The 16,586-nt window shown below is 72.9% G+C and carries 17 protein-coding genes; 9 read left to right on the top strand and 8 right to left on the bottom strand.

Annotated features, from left to right (window positions below; all coding sequences use genetic code 11):
• The coding region (locus QM621_RS10520; protein WP_414990333.1) for a proline dehydrogenase family protein at positions 1–2,903 on the bottom strand (2,903 nt) is incomplete at its 3' end.
• 85 nt (positions 2,904–2,988) lie between these two features.
• Between QM621_RS10520 and QM621_RS10515 the strand changes: the two genes are divergently transcribed.
• From QM621_RS10515 to QM621_RS10505, 3 genes are all read left to right on the top strand, one after another.
• Positions 2,989–4,029, top strand: a complete 1,041-nt coding sequence (locus QM621_RS10515) for a ferrochelatase (protein WP_414990332.1) — start codon at positions 2,989–2,991, stop codon at positions 4,027–4,029.
• Between the two features lie 2 nt (positions 4,030–4,031).
• Positions 4,032–4,832: an inositol monophosphatase family protein gene (locus QM621_RS10510; RefSeq protein ID WP_414990331.1), complete on the top strand. Its 801-nt coding sequence runs from the start codon at positions 4,032–4,034 to the stop codon at positions 4,830–4,832.
• Positions 4,833–4,964: 132 nt separating this feature from the next.
• The gene (locus QM621_RS10505; RefSeq protein ID WP_414990330.1) at positions 4,965–5,264 is read left to right on the top strand and encodes a DUF4193 domain-containing protein; all 300 of its coding nucleotides are present in this window, start codon (positions 4,965–4,967) and stop codon (positions 5,262–5,264) included.
• Positions 5,265–5,280: 16 nt separating this feature from the next.
• Here QM621_RS10505 and QM621_RS10500 read toward each other — a convergent pair whose 3' ends face one another.
• Positions 5,281–5,679, bottom strand: coding sequence for a DUF4235 domain-containing protein (locus tag QM621_RS10500; RefSeq protein ID WP_414990329.1), 399 nt, complete (start codon positions 5,677–5,679; stop codon positions 5,281–5,283).
• Between the two features lie 3 nt (positions 5,680–5,682).
• Positions 5,683–6,168: a DUF3093 domain-containing protein gene (locus QM621_RS10495; RefSeq protein WP_414990328.1), complete on the bottom strand. Its 486-nt coding sequence runs from the start codon at positions 6,166–6,168 to the stop codon at positions 5,683–5,685.
• A gap of 55 nt (positions 6,169–6,223) precedes the next feature.
• Between QM621_RS10495 and dut the strand changes: the two genes are divergently transcribed.
• From dut to QM621_RS10480, 3 genes are read left to right on the top strand one after another with little or no spacing between them, the layout of a single operon-like run.
• The gene (gene dut / locus QM621_RS10490; RefSeq protein WP_414990327.1) at positions 6,224–6,685 is read left to right on the top strand and encodes a dUTP diphosphatase; all 462 of its coding nucleotides are present in this window, start codon (positions 6,224–6,226) and stop codon (positions 6,683–6,685) included.
• Positions 6,685–7,296 carry a DUF3710 domain-containing protein gene (locus QM621_RS10485; RefSeq protein WP_414990326.1) on the top strand — a complete coding sequence of 204 codons (612 nt, stop codon included), beginning with the start codon at positions 6,685–6,687 and terminating at the stop codon, positions 7,294–7,296. The genes dut and QM621_RS10485 overlap by 1 nt, the downstream gene beginning before the upstream one ends.
• On the top strand, positions 7,289–7,960 hold the full coding sequence (locus tag QM621_RS10480) for a DUF3159 domain-containing protein (RefSeq protein ID WP_414990325.1): 672 nt from the start codon (positions 7,289–7,291) through the stop codon (positions 7,958–7,960). The genes QM621_RS10485 and QM621_RS10480 overlap by 8 nt, the downstream gene beginning before the upstream one ends.
• Positions 7,961–8,065: 105 nt before the next feature.
• On the opposite strand, the gene QM621_RS10475 is transcribed toward QM621_RS10480, so the two are convergent.
• From QM621_RS10475 to QM621_RS10460, 4 genes are all read right to left on the bottom strand, one after another.
• Complete coding sequence (locus QM621_RS10475) at positions 8,066–9,325, bottom strand: ATP-binding protein (protein ID WP_414990324.1); 1,260 nt, start codon at positions 9,323–9,325, stop codon at positions 8,066–8,068.
• A gap of 65 nt (positions 9,326–9,390) precedes the next feature.
• On the bottom strand, positions 9,391–9,981 hold the full coding sequence (locus QM621_RS10470) for a hypothetical protein (protein WP_414990323.1): 591 nt from the start codon (positions 9,979–9,981) through the stop codon (positions 9,391–9,393).
• Entirely contained in the window at positions 9,974–11,230 is a 1,257-nt protein-coding gene (locus QM621_RS10465; RefSeq protein WP_414990322.1) for a ribonuclease D, read from the bottom strand. The genes QM621_RS10470 and QM621_RS10465 overlap by 8 nt, the downstream gene beginning before the upstream one ends.
• The gene (locus QM621_RS10460) at positions 11,227–11,856 is read right to left on the bottom strand and encodes a DUF3000 domain-containing protein (protein ID WP_414990321.1); all 630 of its coding nucleotides are present in this window, start codon (positions 11,854–11,856) and stop codon (positions 11,227–11,229) included. The genes QM621_RS10465 and QM621_RS10460 overlap by 4 nt, the downstream gene beginning before the upstream one ends.
• 72 nt (positions 11,857–11,928) lie before the next feature.
• On the opposite strand from QM621_RS10460, the gene hemE reads away from it, so the two are divergent.
• From hemE to hemQ, 3 genes are read left to right on the top strand one after another with little or no spacing between them, the layout of a single operon-like run.
• Positions 11,929–12,963, top strand: coding sequence for a uroporphyrinogen decarboxylase (gene hemE / locus QM621_RS10455; RefSeq protein ID WP_414990320.1), 1,035 nt, complete (start codon positions 11,929–11,931; stop codon positions 12,961–12,963).
• On the top strand, positions 12,963–14,258 hold the full coding sequence (gene hemG, locus QM621_RS10450) for a protoporphyrinogen oxidase (protein ID WP_414990319.1): 1,296 nt from the start codon (positions 12,963–12,965) through the stop codon (positions 14,256–14,258). The genes hemE and hemG overlap by 1 nt, the downstream gene beginning before the upstream one ends.
• A gap of 4 nt (positions 14,259–14,262) precedes the next feature.
• Positions 14,263–14,967, top strand: coding sequence for a hydrogen peroxide-dependent heme synthase (hemQ, locus tag QM621_RS10445; protein WP_414990318.1), 705 nt, complete (start codon positions 14,263–14,265; stop codon positions 14,965–14,967).
• 166 nt (positions 14,968–15,133) lie between these two features.
• Here the strand turns inward: hemQ and QM621_RS10440 are convergent, their stop codons facing one another.
• On the bottom strand, positions 15,134–16,414 hold the full coding sequence (locus tag QM621_RS10440; protein WP_414990317.1) for a DUF222 domain-containing protein: 1,281 nt from the start codon (positions 16,412–16,414) through the stop codon (positions 15,134–15,136).
• Positions 16,415–16,586: the final 172 nt, after the last annotated feature.

The following is a 16,586-nucleotide window of genomic DNA, read 5'->3' as shown; positions in this document are numbered from 1 at the left end:
GCGGCGGCCAGCAGCAGCCGCAGCGCGCCGCGCGGGTCGCCCTCGACGCGGGCCAGCACCGGGACCGGCAGGTAGCGCAGGAGGTCGCGCTCGGCGCGCAGGCGGGTGACGTCCTTGGTCAGGCCGAACTCGCGCCGCCAGGCGTGCTCGTCGGAACGGGCGGCGGCCTCCAGCCAGGAGCGGTCGTCGGCCGACAGCGACGAGCCCGCGGCGTCGAGCAGGCGGCGCACGGGCGCGCTCGCCTCGACGTCGGGCGTGTGGCGGGCCGGGCGGGGGCTCCACGAGCCGAGCCGCACGAGCGTGTTCGGTCCGCCGGACTTGACGGTCGCGCCGACGCTGGACCGTTTCCAGCCGCCGAAGGGCTGGCGCTGCACGACCGAGCCGGTGATGTCGCGGTTGACGAACAGGCTGCCCGCCTCGGCCGCCTCGACCCACGGGGCGACCTCGTCGGCGTCGAGCGAGTGCAGTCCCGCGCTCAGGGCGTAGTCGGTGGCGTTCTGCCACTGGATCGCGGTGGCGAGGTCGGGGGCGCGCATGAGGCCGAGCAGCGGACCGGCCGACGGCGTGCGGTGCGCCGACGAGCCGGGGCGGACGCCGCGCCGCACGCCCGGCGACCAGAGCGTGCCGTCGCCGACCCGGCGCGGCTCGACGAGCCAGGACTCGCCGGACGCGAGGGCCAGGGCCTCGTCGGACAGCGGGGCGACGAGCGGCCCGATCTGGCTGGCGGGCTCGGTGGCCGCTCCGACGCGCAGGCCGACGACGGCGTCGGCGAGGCGACGCTCGAAACGCTCGACGAAGGCGTCCGACCCGACGGTGACGACGAGACGTGCGGCGGCCGGATGCTGGCCGGCGTGGTCGAAGGCGCTCGCGACGACGTCCTCGACGGCGAGCCGCAGGTCGGCGCTCTCGGTGACGACCATCGTGCCCCCGCCGCCGGTGTGGCCGACGAGGTCGAGGCCGGGCCGCCACGACAGGAAGGCCTCGGCGCTCTCCCACGCCCCGTTGACGAGCACCTGGTCGACGTCGGAGTGCGCGATGAGGTGCTTGCTCAGCGGCCCCTCGGGCAGGCTGACCAGGCGCAGCACGTCGTGCGGGACGCCCGCCTGCCACAGGGCCTCGCACAGGACCGCCACGCAGCGGCTGGTGGAGGGGGCGGGCTTGACGATGACGGCGCTGCCCGCGGCCAGCGCGGCCAGCGTGCTGTCGGCGGCGCTGGCCACCGGCAGGGCGTTCGAGGGGGCGACCACCGAGAGGCGGGTGGCGTTGAAGGCCGCGCCGTCGACGGCGGCGAGTCGCGGCAACGACTCCGCGTAGTAGTGGGCCGCGTCGATCGCCTGGGTGATCTCGGCGTCCGCGTCGGCGAGGGTCACCCCGGCCTCCTGCGCCATGACGGCCACCAGGTCGCCGCGACGTCGGGCGAGGGCCTGACCCGCCTGGTGCAGCAGCCAGGCGCGCAGTGCGGCGTCGCGGTCGTGCCAGCGGTCGGCCGCCGTGCGGGTCTGCCGGATGATCGTCTCCAGCCCCGCCGGGCCGTGGACGCGCGCGTCGTCGACGGTCGCCTGGCCGAGGGTCGTGTAGACGGCGCGGTCGAGCTGGTCGGCGGCCCAGGCGCGGTTGCCGGGGGTTCCGGGGTCGGTGGGCGGCGTGCTGGCGAAGCCCTCGACGTCGCCGGCGGGGTGCTCCTCGCGGCGGTCCTGGTCGTGCGGCGAGGCCACGGACGTGGCGGTCACGGCGCCGAGGTCGAACTCGGTGACCGCCGGTTTCTCGGCGGCGCGGTCCAACACGGCGCCGAGTGTGGCGGCGAAGGCCTCCGGCGGGGCCAGGAGCACCCGCCGGCTCACTGTGGCGCCGCTCTGGCGGACGGCGTCGACGACCCGCTCGTCGAGGCCGTGCGGCAGTTCGAGGGTCAGCGACGACAGGGCGCCGTTGCGGTCGGCCAGGCTCGTCGCCCACGCGAGGTCGCCGAGGTCGTCGCTCGCCACGGCGACCGTGACGGGGTGCTCGGGGCGCAGCGCGCGGTCGAGCAGGCGCAGGAAGGCGGCGTCGACCTCGGCGCGTTCGGTCAGCACCGGGACCGGCCAGCCGCGCGTCTCGGCCTCGGCGCGCTCCCACGCGGCGAGGCGGCCCCGGACGAGGCGCACCGTCAGCGGAGCGCCTCCCGCGCCGTGTCGGCGCTGGGCCGCGGCGAGCAGCCGCTCCCACAGGTCGAGGCTCTCGGGGGCGTCGGCCGGAACGGTGACGGCTACGAGCGCCTGGTCGGAGGAGTCGAGGGCCGCGATGGCCCCGTCGACGGTCGCCTCCAGATCGCGATGGAGTCCGGCGTCCAGCACGATCCGGGTCGGCTGGCCGGAGGCGGTCGAGGCCTCCAGGAGCGGCCGCAGCCGCGCGGCGCGGTGGCGTGCGTCGTGCTCGGGGTCCCAGCGGCGGGCCGGACCGGCGAGGTCGGTCAGGTCGACGAGCAGCGAGGGCACGTCCTCGCGGGCGGCGAGCGCGGCCAGCTGTTCGGGCGCGACGTCGCCGACGGGGTCGACGGTGACGAGGTCGCCGTTCGCGCGCAGGGACGCGAGTCCGGGGCCGAGCTGGTCGGGGGCGCCGGACAGCGCCAACGGCCCGGCGTGCTGGCGCAGCGCCTGCTCGGCGACGGACCGGGCCTGGTCGGGACGTTTGAGCCCGCGGCGCAGGGCGCGCCGCTCGCCCCAGGGCAGGGCCTGCGGGACGTCGGAGGCCAACTCGGCCAGGCGGCTCTCGGCTCGGCCGGGGTCGGCCAGCGCGGCGGCGAGGCCGCGCAGGAAGGCGAGTCCCTCGGGATCGGCCACGAGACCCTCACGCCGGTCGGCGCGCGGCGAGAGCCACGCGCGCGCCAGCGCGGCGGCGGGCGTGGCGAGGGAAGCGGCGTCGGTCATGGCAAGCCCAGCCTAATGGCAAGGAGGGCGCCGGCGGGGCGGCGGTGCGACGCGGGCAGCCGATCCGCCGTGACACGATGGCTCCATGCCCGAGGTGACCTTCGACGCGCTGCTCCTGCTCTCCTTCGGCGGGCCCGAACATCCCGACGAGGTGGTGCCCTTCCTGGAGAACGTCACGCGCGGCAAGGGCATCCCGCGCGAACGCCTGGTCGAGGTGGGCGAGCACTACTTCGGCTTCGGCGGCACGTCGCCGATCAACGACGCCAACCGGGCGCTCCTCGCCGGGATCGAGGCGTCGCTCGCGCGCCACGACGTCGACCTTCCGGTCTACTGGGGCAACCGCAACTGGCGCCCCTACCTGCGCGACACGCTGGAGCGCATGGCCGCCGACGGCCGCCGGAGGATCGCGGTGTTCGTGACGAGCGCCTACGACTCCTACTCGGGCTGCCGCCAGTACCGCGAGGACCTGTTCGAGGCGAGCCAGGGCCTCGACGTCGAGTTGCGCCGGCTGCGCCACTACTTCAACCATCCCGGCTTCGTCGGCTCCTTCGAGGCCGCGCTGGCCGAGGGGCTGACGGACATGCCCGCCGACACCCGTCTGGTCTTCGTCACCCACTCGATCCCCGCGACGATGAACGAGGCCAGTGGCGGTCCCGGCGCCGGCGCCTACGTCCGTCAGCACCACGAGGTCGCCCGGCTGCTGACCGCCGCCGTCGGCCGAGGCGACTACGACCTCGTCTACTGCTCGCGGTCCGGCCCGCCGCACGTCCCGTGGCTGGAGCCCGACGTCAACGACCACCTGGAGAAGCTCGCCGCCGACGGGGTCGGCGCGGTCGCGGTGATCCCCATCGGCTTCGTCTCCGACCACATGGAGGTCGTCTACGACCTCGACACCGAGGCCGCCGCCACCGCCCGCCGCCTCGGCCTGCGCTTCGTCCGCGTCGGCACCCCCGACACCCGTCCGGCCTTCGTCGACATGGTCGTCGACCTGCTGCTGGAGCGCGACGCCGCCGAACGCGGCCTCGACCCCGTCCGCGCGGTCGTCGGCGACCTGCCGCCCGCGCCGGACCGCAGCGCCCCCGACTGCTGTCTCAGCCTCCGCTCGACGCGCGAGGCGGTGTCCTGAGCATGACGCCGCCTGACGACCTGCTCGACGTCGCGGCGACGGTGGGCCGCGAGGCCGCCGCACTGGTGCGCGAGCGACGTCCGGCGGGCCGGGTCCCGGTCGCCGCAGTCAAGTCGACCCAGACCGACCCCGTCACCGAGACCGACCGGGCCAGCGAGGAGCTGATCCGCGCCCGGGTCGCCGCACTGCGTCCCGAGGACGGCTTCGTCGGAGAGGAGGGCGACGACCTCGTCGGCACGAGCGGGGTCGAGTGGGTCGTCGACCCGATCGACGGCACCGTCAACTTCATGTACGGGGTGCCCGCCTACGCGGTCTCCGTCGCCGCCCGACAGGTCGGCGGCGACACGCTCGCGGCGTACGTCGTCAACATCGCCGACGGCCGCGAGTGGGCCGCGACGCGCGGCGGCGGGGCCTTCCGGCTCGACGGCGGCCGTCGCCGGTTCCGCACCCCGCCGCCGCCGACGCTCGACCACCTGCTCGTCGCCACCGGCTTCGGCTACGACCCCGACGTGCGCGCCGCGCAGGGACGGGCGGTGGCCGCGCTGCTGCCCCAGGTGCGCGACATCCGGCGCATCGGGGCGGCCGCCCTCGACCTGTGCGCCGTCGCCGAGGGGACGGTCGACGCCTACGTCGAGCGCGGGCTCCAGCCGTGGGACCACGCGGCGGCGGCGCTCGTCGCCGCCGAGGCCGGCTGCCGGGTCGTCGGGCGAGACGGCGGCGCGCCGGGGCGCGAGCTGGTCGTGGCCGCGCACCCCGACATCGCGGGGGAATTTCTCGACCTCGTGCGCGCTTGTGGGTTCTGACGCGCGCTCCTCGCCGCCGTGTGCAACAATCTCCCGGCCGGACGGACACCCCCCACCCGGGAGTGCGCTGACCGCGACGTCACCTGAACCACCCACACCACCGGGTACGACTGACGCTTGGAGGGACCCACCATGGCCACCGATTACGACGCACCGCGCAAAACCGAGGAAGAGCAGTCCGAGGACTCCATCGAGGAGTTGAAGGCGCGCCGCCACGAGAAGAACTCCGGCAAGGTCGACGAGGACGAGGTCGAGGCGGCCGAGTCCTTCGAGCTGCCCGGCGCCGACCTGTCGCACGAGGAGCTCGCGGTCCAGGTCGTGCCGAAGCAGTCCGACGAGTTCACGTGCAGCTCGTGCTTCCTGGTGCACCACCGCAGCCAGCTGGCCGAGGAGAAGGGCTCGCAGCTCGTCTGCCGCGACTGCGCCTACTGACGCGGCCCCTCTTGGGTCAGGTCTGGACCACGTCGTCCTTCGGGGCGACGTGCTTCATGCCCGGGGGCAGCTCGCCGGTCGACTTGACCCAGTACTGGGCCGTGCCACGCCGCACCGCCACCTTCACGACCTCGACGAGCGCGCCGCCCAGCAGCGCCCACATGATCGCCTCGCGGGCGTCGATCTCGGGGTTGTCCGAGCTCGTCGGGGGCTTCTTGCCGGTGAGCAGACGCCAGACGCCGGTGGCGACGAGCGGGGCGAGCAGGCCGGAGGCGATGCCCGTCGAGCGGTTCATGAGCTTCCAGGTGGCCTTCGAGCCGCGGCCGGGCTTCTTCTGCGCCGAGGAGTTCTCCTTGAGGTCGGCCTCGGCCTGCTTCTGACGGCTCTTCTTCTTACCGCCCTGTCGCTTGCTCACGGTCTAGGCTCCCTTCGGTGTGGCGCCGCCGGTGGCGGCCTGGCGACCAGTCTGCCGCAGCGCCTCGACGGCGGCGGCCAACTGGTCGGGGTGTCGGCTGCCGAGCAGCCAGTACGGGACGGGATCGCTCGCGTCGTCGAGCACGACCTTCACGCCCTCGACGATCCACGGCCGGGTCACGAGCCAGGCGCGCACGTCGGCCCGCGGCCCCATCGTGGCGCGGTAGGCCGCCGGGTCGAGCACCTCGACCGCCCCGATGAAACGGCCCTCGAGATGCGCCCGACCGGCGCGCAACTCGTCGTCGACGGCGATCCGCAGCGACCCGTAGGCCGCGACGAGGCCGCCCGCGACGAGCATCGCCGCCGCCGCGAAGAGCGCGGCGATCAGCGGCGTCGCGGCCACGTACATGAGCCAGCCGAAGGTCAGCGAGAAGCACAGTGCGCCGATCCACCACCCCAGCGGGGCGGAGAGGCGTTCGTGATAGGTCACCGGCCCAGTGTGGCGCCAGGCGTGTCGTCGCCGACCGGCCACTAGGGTCGCTGTCATGGTCGCCATCGCCCTGACCCGTCTCGACCCCGGTCTGCCGCTCCCGTCGTACGCCCGTCCCGGCGACGCCGGAGCCGACCTGATGAGCACGCTCGACCTCGTGATCGAGCCGGGCGAGCGGGCGATGGTGCCGACCGGGATCGCCGTCGCGCTGCCGGAGGGGCATGTCGGCCTCGTGCATCCCCGTTCGGGCCTGGCCTGGCGGCACGGTGTGTCGGTCGTGAACGCGCCTGGCACGATTGACGCCGGCTACCGGGGCGAGATCACGGTGGTGCTGGTCAACCACGACCCCCGCGAGCCCTTCGCGGTGCGCCGGGGCGACCGGATCGCCCAGCTCGTCGTCCAACGCGTCGAGCACGCGGAGTTCGTCGAGGTCGCCGCGCTCGACGAGACCGAGCGCGGCGCCGGCGGCTACGGGTCGACCGGCGGCCACGCGAGTATGAACCGAGAGGACCACTGATGGCATTGTTCCGCCCCCGGCGTCGCGTCGAGGAAGAGACGCCTTCGGCCCCGGCCGAGCCGACCCGCGAGCATGGTCCGTGGGACGTCGACGAGCAGCCGTTCCTCGACGGTCGGCTCGACTTGGGCGCGCTGCGGCTGACCGTCCCCGAGGGCTACGGCGTCCAGCGTCCGGCGAACGACGTCGACGGCCAGGCGCCGGTCGTGGCGATCCACGGATCCGAGGGCATGATCCGGCTGCGCGTCTTCGCCGCGCCCAAGGACGGCGGCGTGTGGGGCGAGCTGCGCGCCGACGTCGTCCGCGAGGTGACCGAGCGCGGCGGACAGGTCGAGGAGGTCGACGGCGTCTTCGGGCCCGAGGTCCGCTGCATGCTGCCGGTGAAGGGGCCGAACGGCGAGAAGCTGGTCCAGCCGAGCCGGGTGATCGGCTACGACGGGCGGCGCTGGACGCTGCGCGCCACGATCCTGGGTCCGGCGGCCAAGGAGCCGCGCGACGACGGCGCGCTGATCGACGTCTTCCGGGACGCGGTCGTGGTCCGGGGCGCGGAGGCCCGTCGCTCCGGCGAGACCCTGATGCTCACCCTGCCGCGCGCGGAGGACGCCGATGACTGAACCGGTCGAGGAGGCGTGGAACAAGGAGGCCTCGGCGGCGACGGTCGAGGAGTACGTCCGACAGCAGCTGTCGGCGGCCTTCGGCGGCGTCCGGGGCGTGGCCGAGAGCGCGGTGCCCAGCGTCGTCTTCCTCGTCTCGTGGACGACGACGAAAGACCTGCGGAACTCGATCGTCGCGGCGGTCGCGGTGGCGCTGGTGCTATTGGTGGTCCGTCTGGTCCAGCGCAGCACGCCGCAGTTCGTGGTCAACGCGCTGTTCGTCATCGGGATCGGCGCGCTCCTGGCGTCGAGGACCGGCGAGGCGAAGAACATGTTCTTGCCTGGAATCATCTACAACGGCGTCTACTCTGTCGGGCTCGCGGCGACGATCCTCGTCGGCTGGCCGCTGGTCGGCTTCCTCGTCGGCAGCCTCGCCGGCGACCTCACCTCGTGGCGGAGGAATCCCGGCCTCGTGCGCCTGTGCTCGAAGCTGACCTGGCTGCTGGCGCTGCCGTGCGTGCTGCGGGTGGCGGTGCAGTACCCGCTGTGGGCCGCCGACCTCGTCGGCTGGCTGGGCGTCGCCAAGCTCGTCATGGGCTGGCCGCTGCAGGTGGCCGCCCTGCTGGCGATGGGCTGGGTGCTCAGTCGCGACTCGACTCCGATGAGCGAGTTGGACGAGGTCTAGCGCGTCGGGCTGGGAGCGCCTCACGGCGCGTGGCCGCTCGTGGCGGCTGATGTTGGGACCCGGGGCTGCCGCAGCCCGACGCGTGGGAGATTCTACCTGGTGAGGTCATACGCCGAGGAGCGCTGCTGGGATGACGTCGACCCCATCGGCTCGACGGTAGGCGTGAGGGCCCGGGGTGATGACGGCGGTGGAAGCGACTCGGTCGCCGTAGCGGTCGCGTAGCCATCGCAGGTGCCGGACGTCACGGTCGGTGATCGTCGAGCTGAGTTTGACCTCGAAGGCGGCCACGCGTCCGTTCTTCTCGACGATCACATCGATCTCACGGTCGCCGCCACGGGTGCGGAAATGACCGACCCTGGCCTCGTTCACTTGCGCGTAGGCGAGCAGGCTCAGCGCCACCAGGTGCTCGAAGAGCGCGCCGAGGGCCGATCCGCCGCGAGCGGGTGCCCCGGGAGAGGCGCCGTCGAGGAGACGTCCCATGTCGAGTTCGAGGAGTCGCGCCGCGAGCGCGGGGTCGGCCATGAAGTGCTTGGGCGAGCGGCCGACGGGACCGAGCCCGCTTGACGGCTGCCAGGCCTGCAACGGGTCGAGCAGCCAGAGTTGAGCCAGCACGTCCCGGTACGCGATGGTGGTGCTTTTGGCGGGCTTGGCGTTCTGTCCGGGAGTGGCGGCGTCGAGGATCGCGGTGTAACTCGCCGTGGTCGCTGTCGCTGCGGCGTAAGCCCGTAACCAGTCGCGCAGCACCTCCGGGCGACGGACTCGTAGGCCTTGTTCGGGGAACTCCCGTTCCACGATCCGCGCGAGGTAGCTGTCGAGGGCCCGACGGGAGCCGCGTTCGGGGAGCCGGCGGATCCCGGGAAAGCCGGAGCGGAGCACCTCATCGGCGTACTGTTCCAGGCTGACCGGTGAGTCCGCCTCGGGTGGGGCCTCTCCACGGAGGAGGGCCGCGAGTGAGGCGGACGGCTCGCACAGCCCCCGTTCGGCGAGACTCAGCGGACGCATACGCAGATCGACGATCCGTCCTGCTCCGGAGTGGACGGAGGCTCCAGGAGGGGCGGTGCTGCCGGTGAGGATGAAACTTCCGAGTGGAGCCCCGGCGTCGACGGCTCGGCGGACGTGGTCCCAGGTGGAAGGGACACGCTGCCATTCGTCGATCAACACCGGCGGAGCCGCCTCGACCACACGCGCCGGCCGCGCCTGCGTGGTCTCTCGCACGGCGTCGTCGTCGAGCGTGAAAATGGTGGTCGCCCGGGGGAGCGCGGTCGATGTCTTCCCTACGCCTTTGGGGCCTTGGAGCGCGATGGCCGGGAGCGCGGGCAAGAGTTCGTCGAGTTCCTGGTCGACGAGTCGACGAGTGTATCCCATGGCTCTACGCTACCGATTGTCGGGTTTCTACGCTACCGATTGTCGGGTTTCTACGCTACCGATTGTCAGGCCAGGCGGCCGTCTCGTTCCAGGGCGGCGGCGCGGCGGAGGTGGCGGGCCAGGTCGAACAGGCGGGCGGCGCTGTGCGGGTCGCCGGAGTCCAGTTGCGCCCGGCCGACCGACGCCACGTGGGCGAAGGCCGCCGCGCGGTCGAGCGCGACGTCGAAGTCCGAGCGGATCAGCCCGTGGAAGACCGCGTCGACCAGCGCCGCGACGTCCTCGGGGGAGGGGGCCTCGCCGAGTCCGGCCACCACGTTCTGCACGGGGGTGTGGGCGAGCCCGGCCGCGTACTCGCGGGCCGCCTGGTCCGGCTGACGATGCACCCAGGTGTGCAGCAGATAGAGCCGCCACAGGCATCCCGCGACCGTGTCGGAGGGGGCGGCGGACCACAGCTCGGCGATGGTCGCGAGCCCCTCGGTGTCGACCAGTCGCAGCACCCGCTCGACGAGGGCGTCGTCGGAGCGCTCGTCGGTGCCGCGCACCAGGAGGTGGGCGATGCGCTCTCCGGTCGCGCTGACCGCGGTCGGGTCGGCCGCCTCCAGCCAGCCCTCGAAAGCCTGCGGGCCGGGCAGCAGCGGCCGACGGAAGTCAGCCACGGTCGTCGCCGAGCGCTGCGGCGAACTGCTCCGCGACGAGGCGGACCTGCCAGGCCCGCGCACCGCGCTGGGTGAGGAAGTCGGCGACCGGGATGTCCTCGGGCGGCTGCCAGGCGAGCTCGCGCACGATCGCCGGGGCGATGAGGTTCTCCGCCGGCAGGTCGTGGTGACCGGCCGTGTCGGAGACGGTCTCGCGAAGACGGCCCAACCGGTCGGCGGCCTCCGGATAGCGCTCGTTCCAGGAACGGGCCGGCGGCGGGCCGCCGTCGGAGGCAGGCCCGGCCGCGCCCGGCAGATCCTTCTCGGGCATGGCCAGCGCCGTCCGCACGGCCTCCATCCACTCGGTCAGGTGGCGTTTCCCGCCGCGCCCGCGCATCGACTTCAGCGCGCTGAGGGCGTCGAGCGAGGCGGGCGCGGCCGAGGCCACCTCGACGATGGCGGAGTCGTGCAGCACCCGGCCCGGCGTGGTGTCGCGGGCCTGCGCGATGCGGTCGCGGGCCAGCCACATCTCGCGCACGACGGCGAGGTTGCGGCGGCCGCGCACCCGGTGCATCCCGGAGGTGCGCCGCCACCGGTCGGTCTTGGCCGCCGGGGCGGTGAACGACAGCAGCGCCTCGAACTCCTCGCGCGCCCAGGCGAGCTTGCCGGCCTTCTCCAGCTCGACCTCCAGCAGGTCGCGCAGCTCGATCAGCACCTCGACGTCGAGCGCCGCGTACACCAGCCAGGGCTCGGGCAGCGGCCGGGTGGACCAGTCGGCCGCCGAGTGCTCCTTGGCCAGCGACCGGCCGAGGAAGTGCTCGACCAGCGTCGCCAGCCCGACGCGCGGCAGGTTGAGCAGCCGCCCCGACAGCTCGGTGTCGAACAGGGCGCGCGGGCGCATGCCGACCTCGGCCAGACAGGGGAGGTCCTGGGTGGCGGCGTGCAGAATCCACTCGGCGTCGCCGACGGCCGTGTCGAGCGCGGTCAGGTCGTCGAAGGCGACGGGGTCGACCAGATGCGTGCCGGACCCCTCGCGACGCAGTTGCACGAGGTACGCGCGCTGGGAGTAGCGGTAGCCGGAGGCGCGTTCGGTGTCGATGGCGAGCGGACCGCTGCCGTCGGCGATGGCCGCGCACGCGCTCTCGTAGGCGTCGGCGGTGTCGACGACCGCCGGAAGCGGGTCGCGCAGCGAGAGCGGCGGCAGCTTCGTCGGCTCCGGTTCGGCCTCCGGGGCTCGCGGGACGAGGAACTCGGGCTCGAAGGACGTCATCGGCGTCCCGCCCCCCGGCGGCGCGAGTCCAGATAGGTGATCTCCGCCGGGATCGACGGTCCCTCCGGGGTGCGCGCGGCGGCGCCGGTCGGCAGCGGCGGGAGTCCGGCGATCTTCGCCAGCAGGTCGGTCCAGGCGCCGAGGTGCTCGGCGGCGCCGGTCAGCGGCGTCCACGAGGCGCGCACCTCGATCTGCGCGCGCGGCGGGTCGCCGTCGATCGCGCCGAAGGACTCGGTGTGGACCACGGTGACGCTGCCGCCGCTCGCGGTGACCTCGGCCTCCCGCGCGGCGAGGGCGTCGGTGAGCCAGCTCCAGCACACCGACGGCAGCACGGGGTCGTCGGCGAGGTCGCCCTCGATCTCGGCGCGTGCCAGCGTCACGCAGCGGAACGCGCCCTCCCAGCCGTCCTGGCCGAAGGGGTCGTGCAGCAGCACGAAGCGTCCGCTGGCGAGCTCGTCCTCGCCGCCGTCGATCTCGCCGCCGAGGGCATAGGCGTGCGGGGCGATCTTGGTGGGGGCGGGCTGCGGCTCGACCACGACCTCCGGCCGTACGACGGCTGTTCTCAGCTGTTCGACGGCGGTGGCGAACTGGCTCGGCGTGTCACGGAGCTGGCGATGCGTGCTCACGCTTTCGATAGTAGGCGCCTGTCCGGCCAGGACCGGGTCCGACACGCAGGCCCCGCCTGGGAGACTGGACGGGTGACGACACAGCTGTCCGAGAGCCCCTTCCTCCGCGCCTGCCGTGGCGAGCGCCCCGACCACACGCCGGTCTGGTTCATGCGGCAGGCGGGACGCTCGCTGCCGGAGTACCGCGCGCTGCGCGAGGGCGTGGCCATGCTCGACGCCTGCTTCACCACCGACATGGTGGTCGAGGTGACGATGCAGCCGGTGCGCCGGTACGGCGTCGACGCGGCGATCTTCTTCTCCGACATCGTCGTGCCGCTCAAGGCGATCGGCGTCGACCTCGACATCGTCGCGGGCACCGGTCCGGTGGTCGCCGAGCCGATCCGCACGCGCGCCCAGCTCGACCAGCTGCGCGACCTGGAGCCCGACGACGTGGCCCCGGTGATCGCTGCCGTCACCGCGCTGACCGGCGAGCTGGGCGGCACGCCGCTGATCGGCTTCGCCGGCGCCCCGTTCACGCTGGCGTCCTATCTGATCGAGGGGCGTCCGTCGCGCGACTACCGGCACACCAAGGCCATGATGCGCACCGACCCCGGGCTGTGGCACGACCTGATGGAGCGGATCGCGGCCGTCGCCGGCCAGTTCTTGCGCATGCAGGTCGAGGCGGGCGCGTCGGCGGTGCAGCTGTTCGACTCGTGGGCGGGCGCGCTGAGCCTGGCCGACTACCGGGCCTTCGCGCAGCCGCACTCGGCGGCGGCGCTGGGCGCGGTGGCCGATCTGGACGTGCCGCGCATCCACTTCGGCGTAGGCACCGGCGAGCTGCTGGGCGCGATGGGCGAGGCTGGGGCCGACGTGGTCGGCGTCGACTGGCGGGTGCCGCTCGACGAGGCCGTGCGGCGTGTCGGCGACCGCAGCGTGCAGGGCAACCTCGACCCGACGACCCTGTTCGCGCCGCCGGAGGTGGTGGCGGCCGAGGCGCGTCGTGTGCTCGACGAGGGGCTCGCGGCCCGCGGCCACGTGTTCAACCTCGGCCACGGGGTGCTGCCGTCGATCGACCCGGACGCGTTGGCCCGCCTGGTCGACGTGGTCCACGCCTACGAGCGCCCCTGATGCGCGTCGCGGTCGTCGGCGGCGGGATCGCCGGGCTCACCGCCGCGTGGGAGTTGAGTCAGGCGGGTCATGAGCCGGTCGTCTTCGAGGGCTCGGAGCGGATCGGCGGCAAGCTGCTCACCGGCGAGGTCGGCGGTCTGACGCTCGACCTCGGCGCGGAGTCGATTCTCGCGCGTCGGCCCGAGGCGGTCGGCCTGATCGAGCGGATCGGGCTGGGCGACCGCGTGGTCCATCCGGCCACCACACGCGCGGGCGTGTGGACGCGCGGCGCGGTGCGTCCGCTGCCGCCGACCGTGCTGGGCGTGCCGTCCGACGTCGACGCGGCGCTCGCCTCCGGCGTGGTCGAGACGGTCGAGGCCCGGTCGGTCCCGCTGGCCGACGAGGACGTCTCGGTGGCCGAGTTCGTGGCGGCGCGGGCGGGCCGGGAGGTGGTCGACCGGCTGGTCGAGCCGCTGCTCGGCGGGGTGTACGCCGGCCACGCGGACGCGCTGTCCTTGCGCGCGGCGGCCCCGCAGTTGGCGGAGCTGGGCGCTGATCCGGTGACGGCGGCCGGTGCGCCGCGCCCTGCCGTGGACGGTCCGGTGTTCGCGGGGCTCGTCGGCGGCGTCGGGTCCCTTCCGTCCGCGCTGGCCGAGGCGTCGGGTTCGGAGGTCCGGCTGGGCGAGCCGGTGCGGCTGGTGGAACCGGCCGACGACGGCTGGCAGGTCGACGCCGAGCGCTTCGACGCGGTGGTGATGGCAGCGCCCGCCCCGGCCGCCGCCCGGTTGCTGGCGGTGGCTGCCCCGGAGGCGGCGTTCACGCTCGCCGGGGTCGACTACGCGAGCGTCGCGCTGGCGACCTTCGTCTTCGACGACGTGGTGGAGCTGGAGGGCTCGGGCTTCCTCGTGCCGCCGGTCGACGGACGTTTCGTCAAGGCCGCCACGTTTAGCTCCAACAAGTGGGACTGGGTCGGCGCGTCGGGCAAGACGGTGGTGCGGGCGTCGGTCGGCCGGGCCGGTGACAAGGCGGTCTTGCCGATGTCCGACGCGGACCTGACGGGCCGGGTGCTGGCCGATCTGCGCGAGGCGGTCGGCCCGTTGCCGGAGCCTGCCGACTTCTACGTCCAGCGGTGGGGCGGCGCGCTGCCGCAGTACGAGGTCGGCCATCTCGACCGGGTCCGGGCGGTGCGGTCGTCGGTCGCGGGCGTGCGTGGCTTGGAGGTGTGCGGCGCGGCCTATGACGGTGTGGGGATCGCCGCCGTGGTCGGCTCGGCGGCCGAGGCCGTGCGACGGCTGTTGGACGAGGCGGGAGAATGACGGCATGAGCGTGCCGAATCAGGGAAAGCTAGCCAAAGAGATCAACGAGACCATCCGCTACACGATGTGGTCGGTGTTCCGGTTGGACCGCGTGTTGGGCGACGCGGACCGGGCCGCCGAGGCGGCTGAGGCGGACGCCCTGGTCGCGTCGTTGGCCGCCGAGGACGTGGTCGTGCGCGGCGCCTACGACGTCAGCGGCATGCGCGCCGACGCCGACCTGATGATCTGGTGGCACGCCCCGACCGCCGAGGCGCTGCAGGCCGCCTACAACGCCTTCCGCCGCACCGCGCTCGGCTCGCGCATGGCGCCGGTCTGGTCGCAGACGGCGATCCATCGTCCGGCCGAGTTCAACAAGGCGCACATCCCGGCGTTCATGGCTGAGGAGCAGGTGCGGGACTGGGTCTGCGTGTACCCGTTCGTCCGCTCGTACGAGTGGTACCTGCTGCCCGACGAGGAGCGCCGCGACATGCTGCGCGAGCACGGCATGCAGGCCCGCCCCTACCCGGACGTCCGCGCCAACACGGTCGCCTCCTTCGCGCTCGGCGACTACGAGTGGATGCTCGCCTTCGAGGCCGACGACCTGCACCGCATCGTCGACCTCATGCGCGACCTGCGCGCCAGCGCCGCCCGCCGCCACGTCCGCGAGGAGATCCCCTTCTACACCGGCCGCAAGCGGACCTGGTCCGAACTGACCGCCCTCTGGCCGTAGGGGTTCAGTTCTGTCCCTTCGAGGCTCGCTCGTAGGACTCGCTCACACTGGGGGCACCTCCCGCTTGCGGGGGACAGGGACCGAAGCTGTCGACCCCTGAGGTGCGAGCTTGCGAGCCGGGTCCTGAGGTGCCGCGAGGAACGAGCGGCCTCGAAGGGCGAAGGGGTCACCCTCGGTAGCGCTCATTGCGTCGCCATCGAGCGTGGTGCGGCAGTTTGTATTCGATGATCCCGTCGGCTGGACTTCGTCTGAGTTGCCAGTTCTGCTCGTGGATGACGTGGTGGTGCCAGGAGCAGACGAGGGTGCCGTCGACTCGATTGGTGTTCCCACCCTTGGCGAACGGTGTGATGTGGTGGGCTTCGCACCACTGAGGTGGTCGGTCGCATCCGGGGAAGGAACACCCACGGTCGCGGTGGGCGAAGGCTTGCCGTTGTGGACGTGAGAACAAGCGTTGTGTTTGCCCAAGGTCCAACGGAAGTGAGTCGCCACCCAACACCTGAGGGATGAGCCCGGCGCGGCAGGCGAGTTGGCGGGCTTGCCCGGCGCTCATCTTGGTCCCGGTGGAGAGGGAGGCGGCTTTCAGGTCTTCGAGCAAGGCTGAGTAGCCGAGGTTGACGGTGACGATGGCTCCGAGACCACCGGCGTCGGGCAGTCGGTCGGTGGGGAGGTGCTCACAGAGGTCGGCGAAGCCGATCCCCATGCGTTGCGTGTGGTCACGTGGAGCCTGGTCGGCCTCATCGCGCAGGTGATCCCTACGCGGCGCGGCGAGCGCCTCAACAGCGGTCTTCAACATGCCTGCTTGGGCTTCGGGGACGCGGAAGTCTCCTGACCAGGTGCCGTCGTGGTTGTTCCACATGCGGAACGACGACCTGGCGCGTGCTTTCCGTTCCCGTTCTTCAAGGGTGGTGTTCTCGGTCTGGTCGACCTCAGTGGGCTCAGCCCACAGGTCGGAGACTCGGTCGGCTCGTTTGCGGAGTTCGGGGAGAGAAAGCTTCTTCGCGTCGCGGACGAGCCCCCGCTCGGCCAACTCTTGTTTGTCTTTCGGAACCGACGCGACAGTCCGTGCGATGACCTCTGATTTCTTGGGTGTGATCTCACCCGCGTCCAGCGCGGCCTGGGTGGGTGAACTCGGCTTCACGCTCTTGGCGAGTTTCACGAGGTTGTTGGCTTCTCGTGTGTCGCCGCCGAAGCCGTTCGCGATGAGCGCGCTGGTGGAGGTGGCCCCGGCCTGCCGGGCCGCGCCGGTGGCTTCAAGACGTCGTGCGGCGTGCAGCTTCTGGGAGTCGATGCGTGCCTGCGCGCGGGCCAATCGTCCGATCAGTGCGCGGGCTTCGTGCCCGTCGAGCCTCGCCCAGGCGTCGGGGCTCATCTGGTTGAGTCCGGCTTCGATCAGAGCGACGGCACGGTCGAGCTGGTGGGGTTCTGTGTGTTGCGCGACCATGTCCATCACCTCGCCTCTCGAACGTTAGTTCCAGGTTAGGGGTGGGGTCTGACAAAAAACGAGCAGAACGCACGCTCGCGGAGAATCTTTTGGGGCCCCTTCGAGGTGGGGGTGCCCCCTGCGCGAAGTGCTTGGGGGACGGGCGCGGGGTGCCCTCGCACCTCAGGGTGCGGAATCG

Source organism: Aeromicrobium sp., from assembly GCF_047606445.1.
GTDB lineage: Bacteria > Actinomycetota > Actinomycetes > Propionibacteriales > Nocardioidaceae > Aeromicrobium.
Note: the sequence above shows the minus strand (reverse complement) of the source record. Positions and strands in the feature narration are given on the sequence as shown.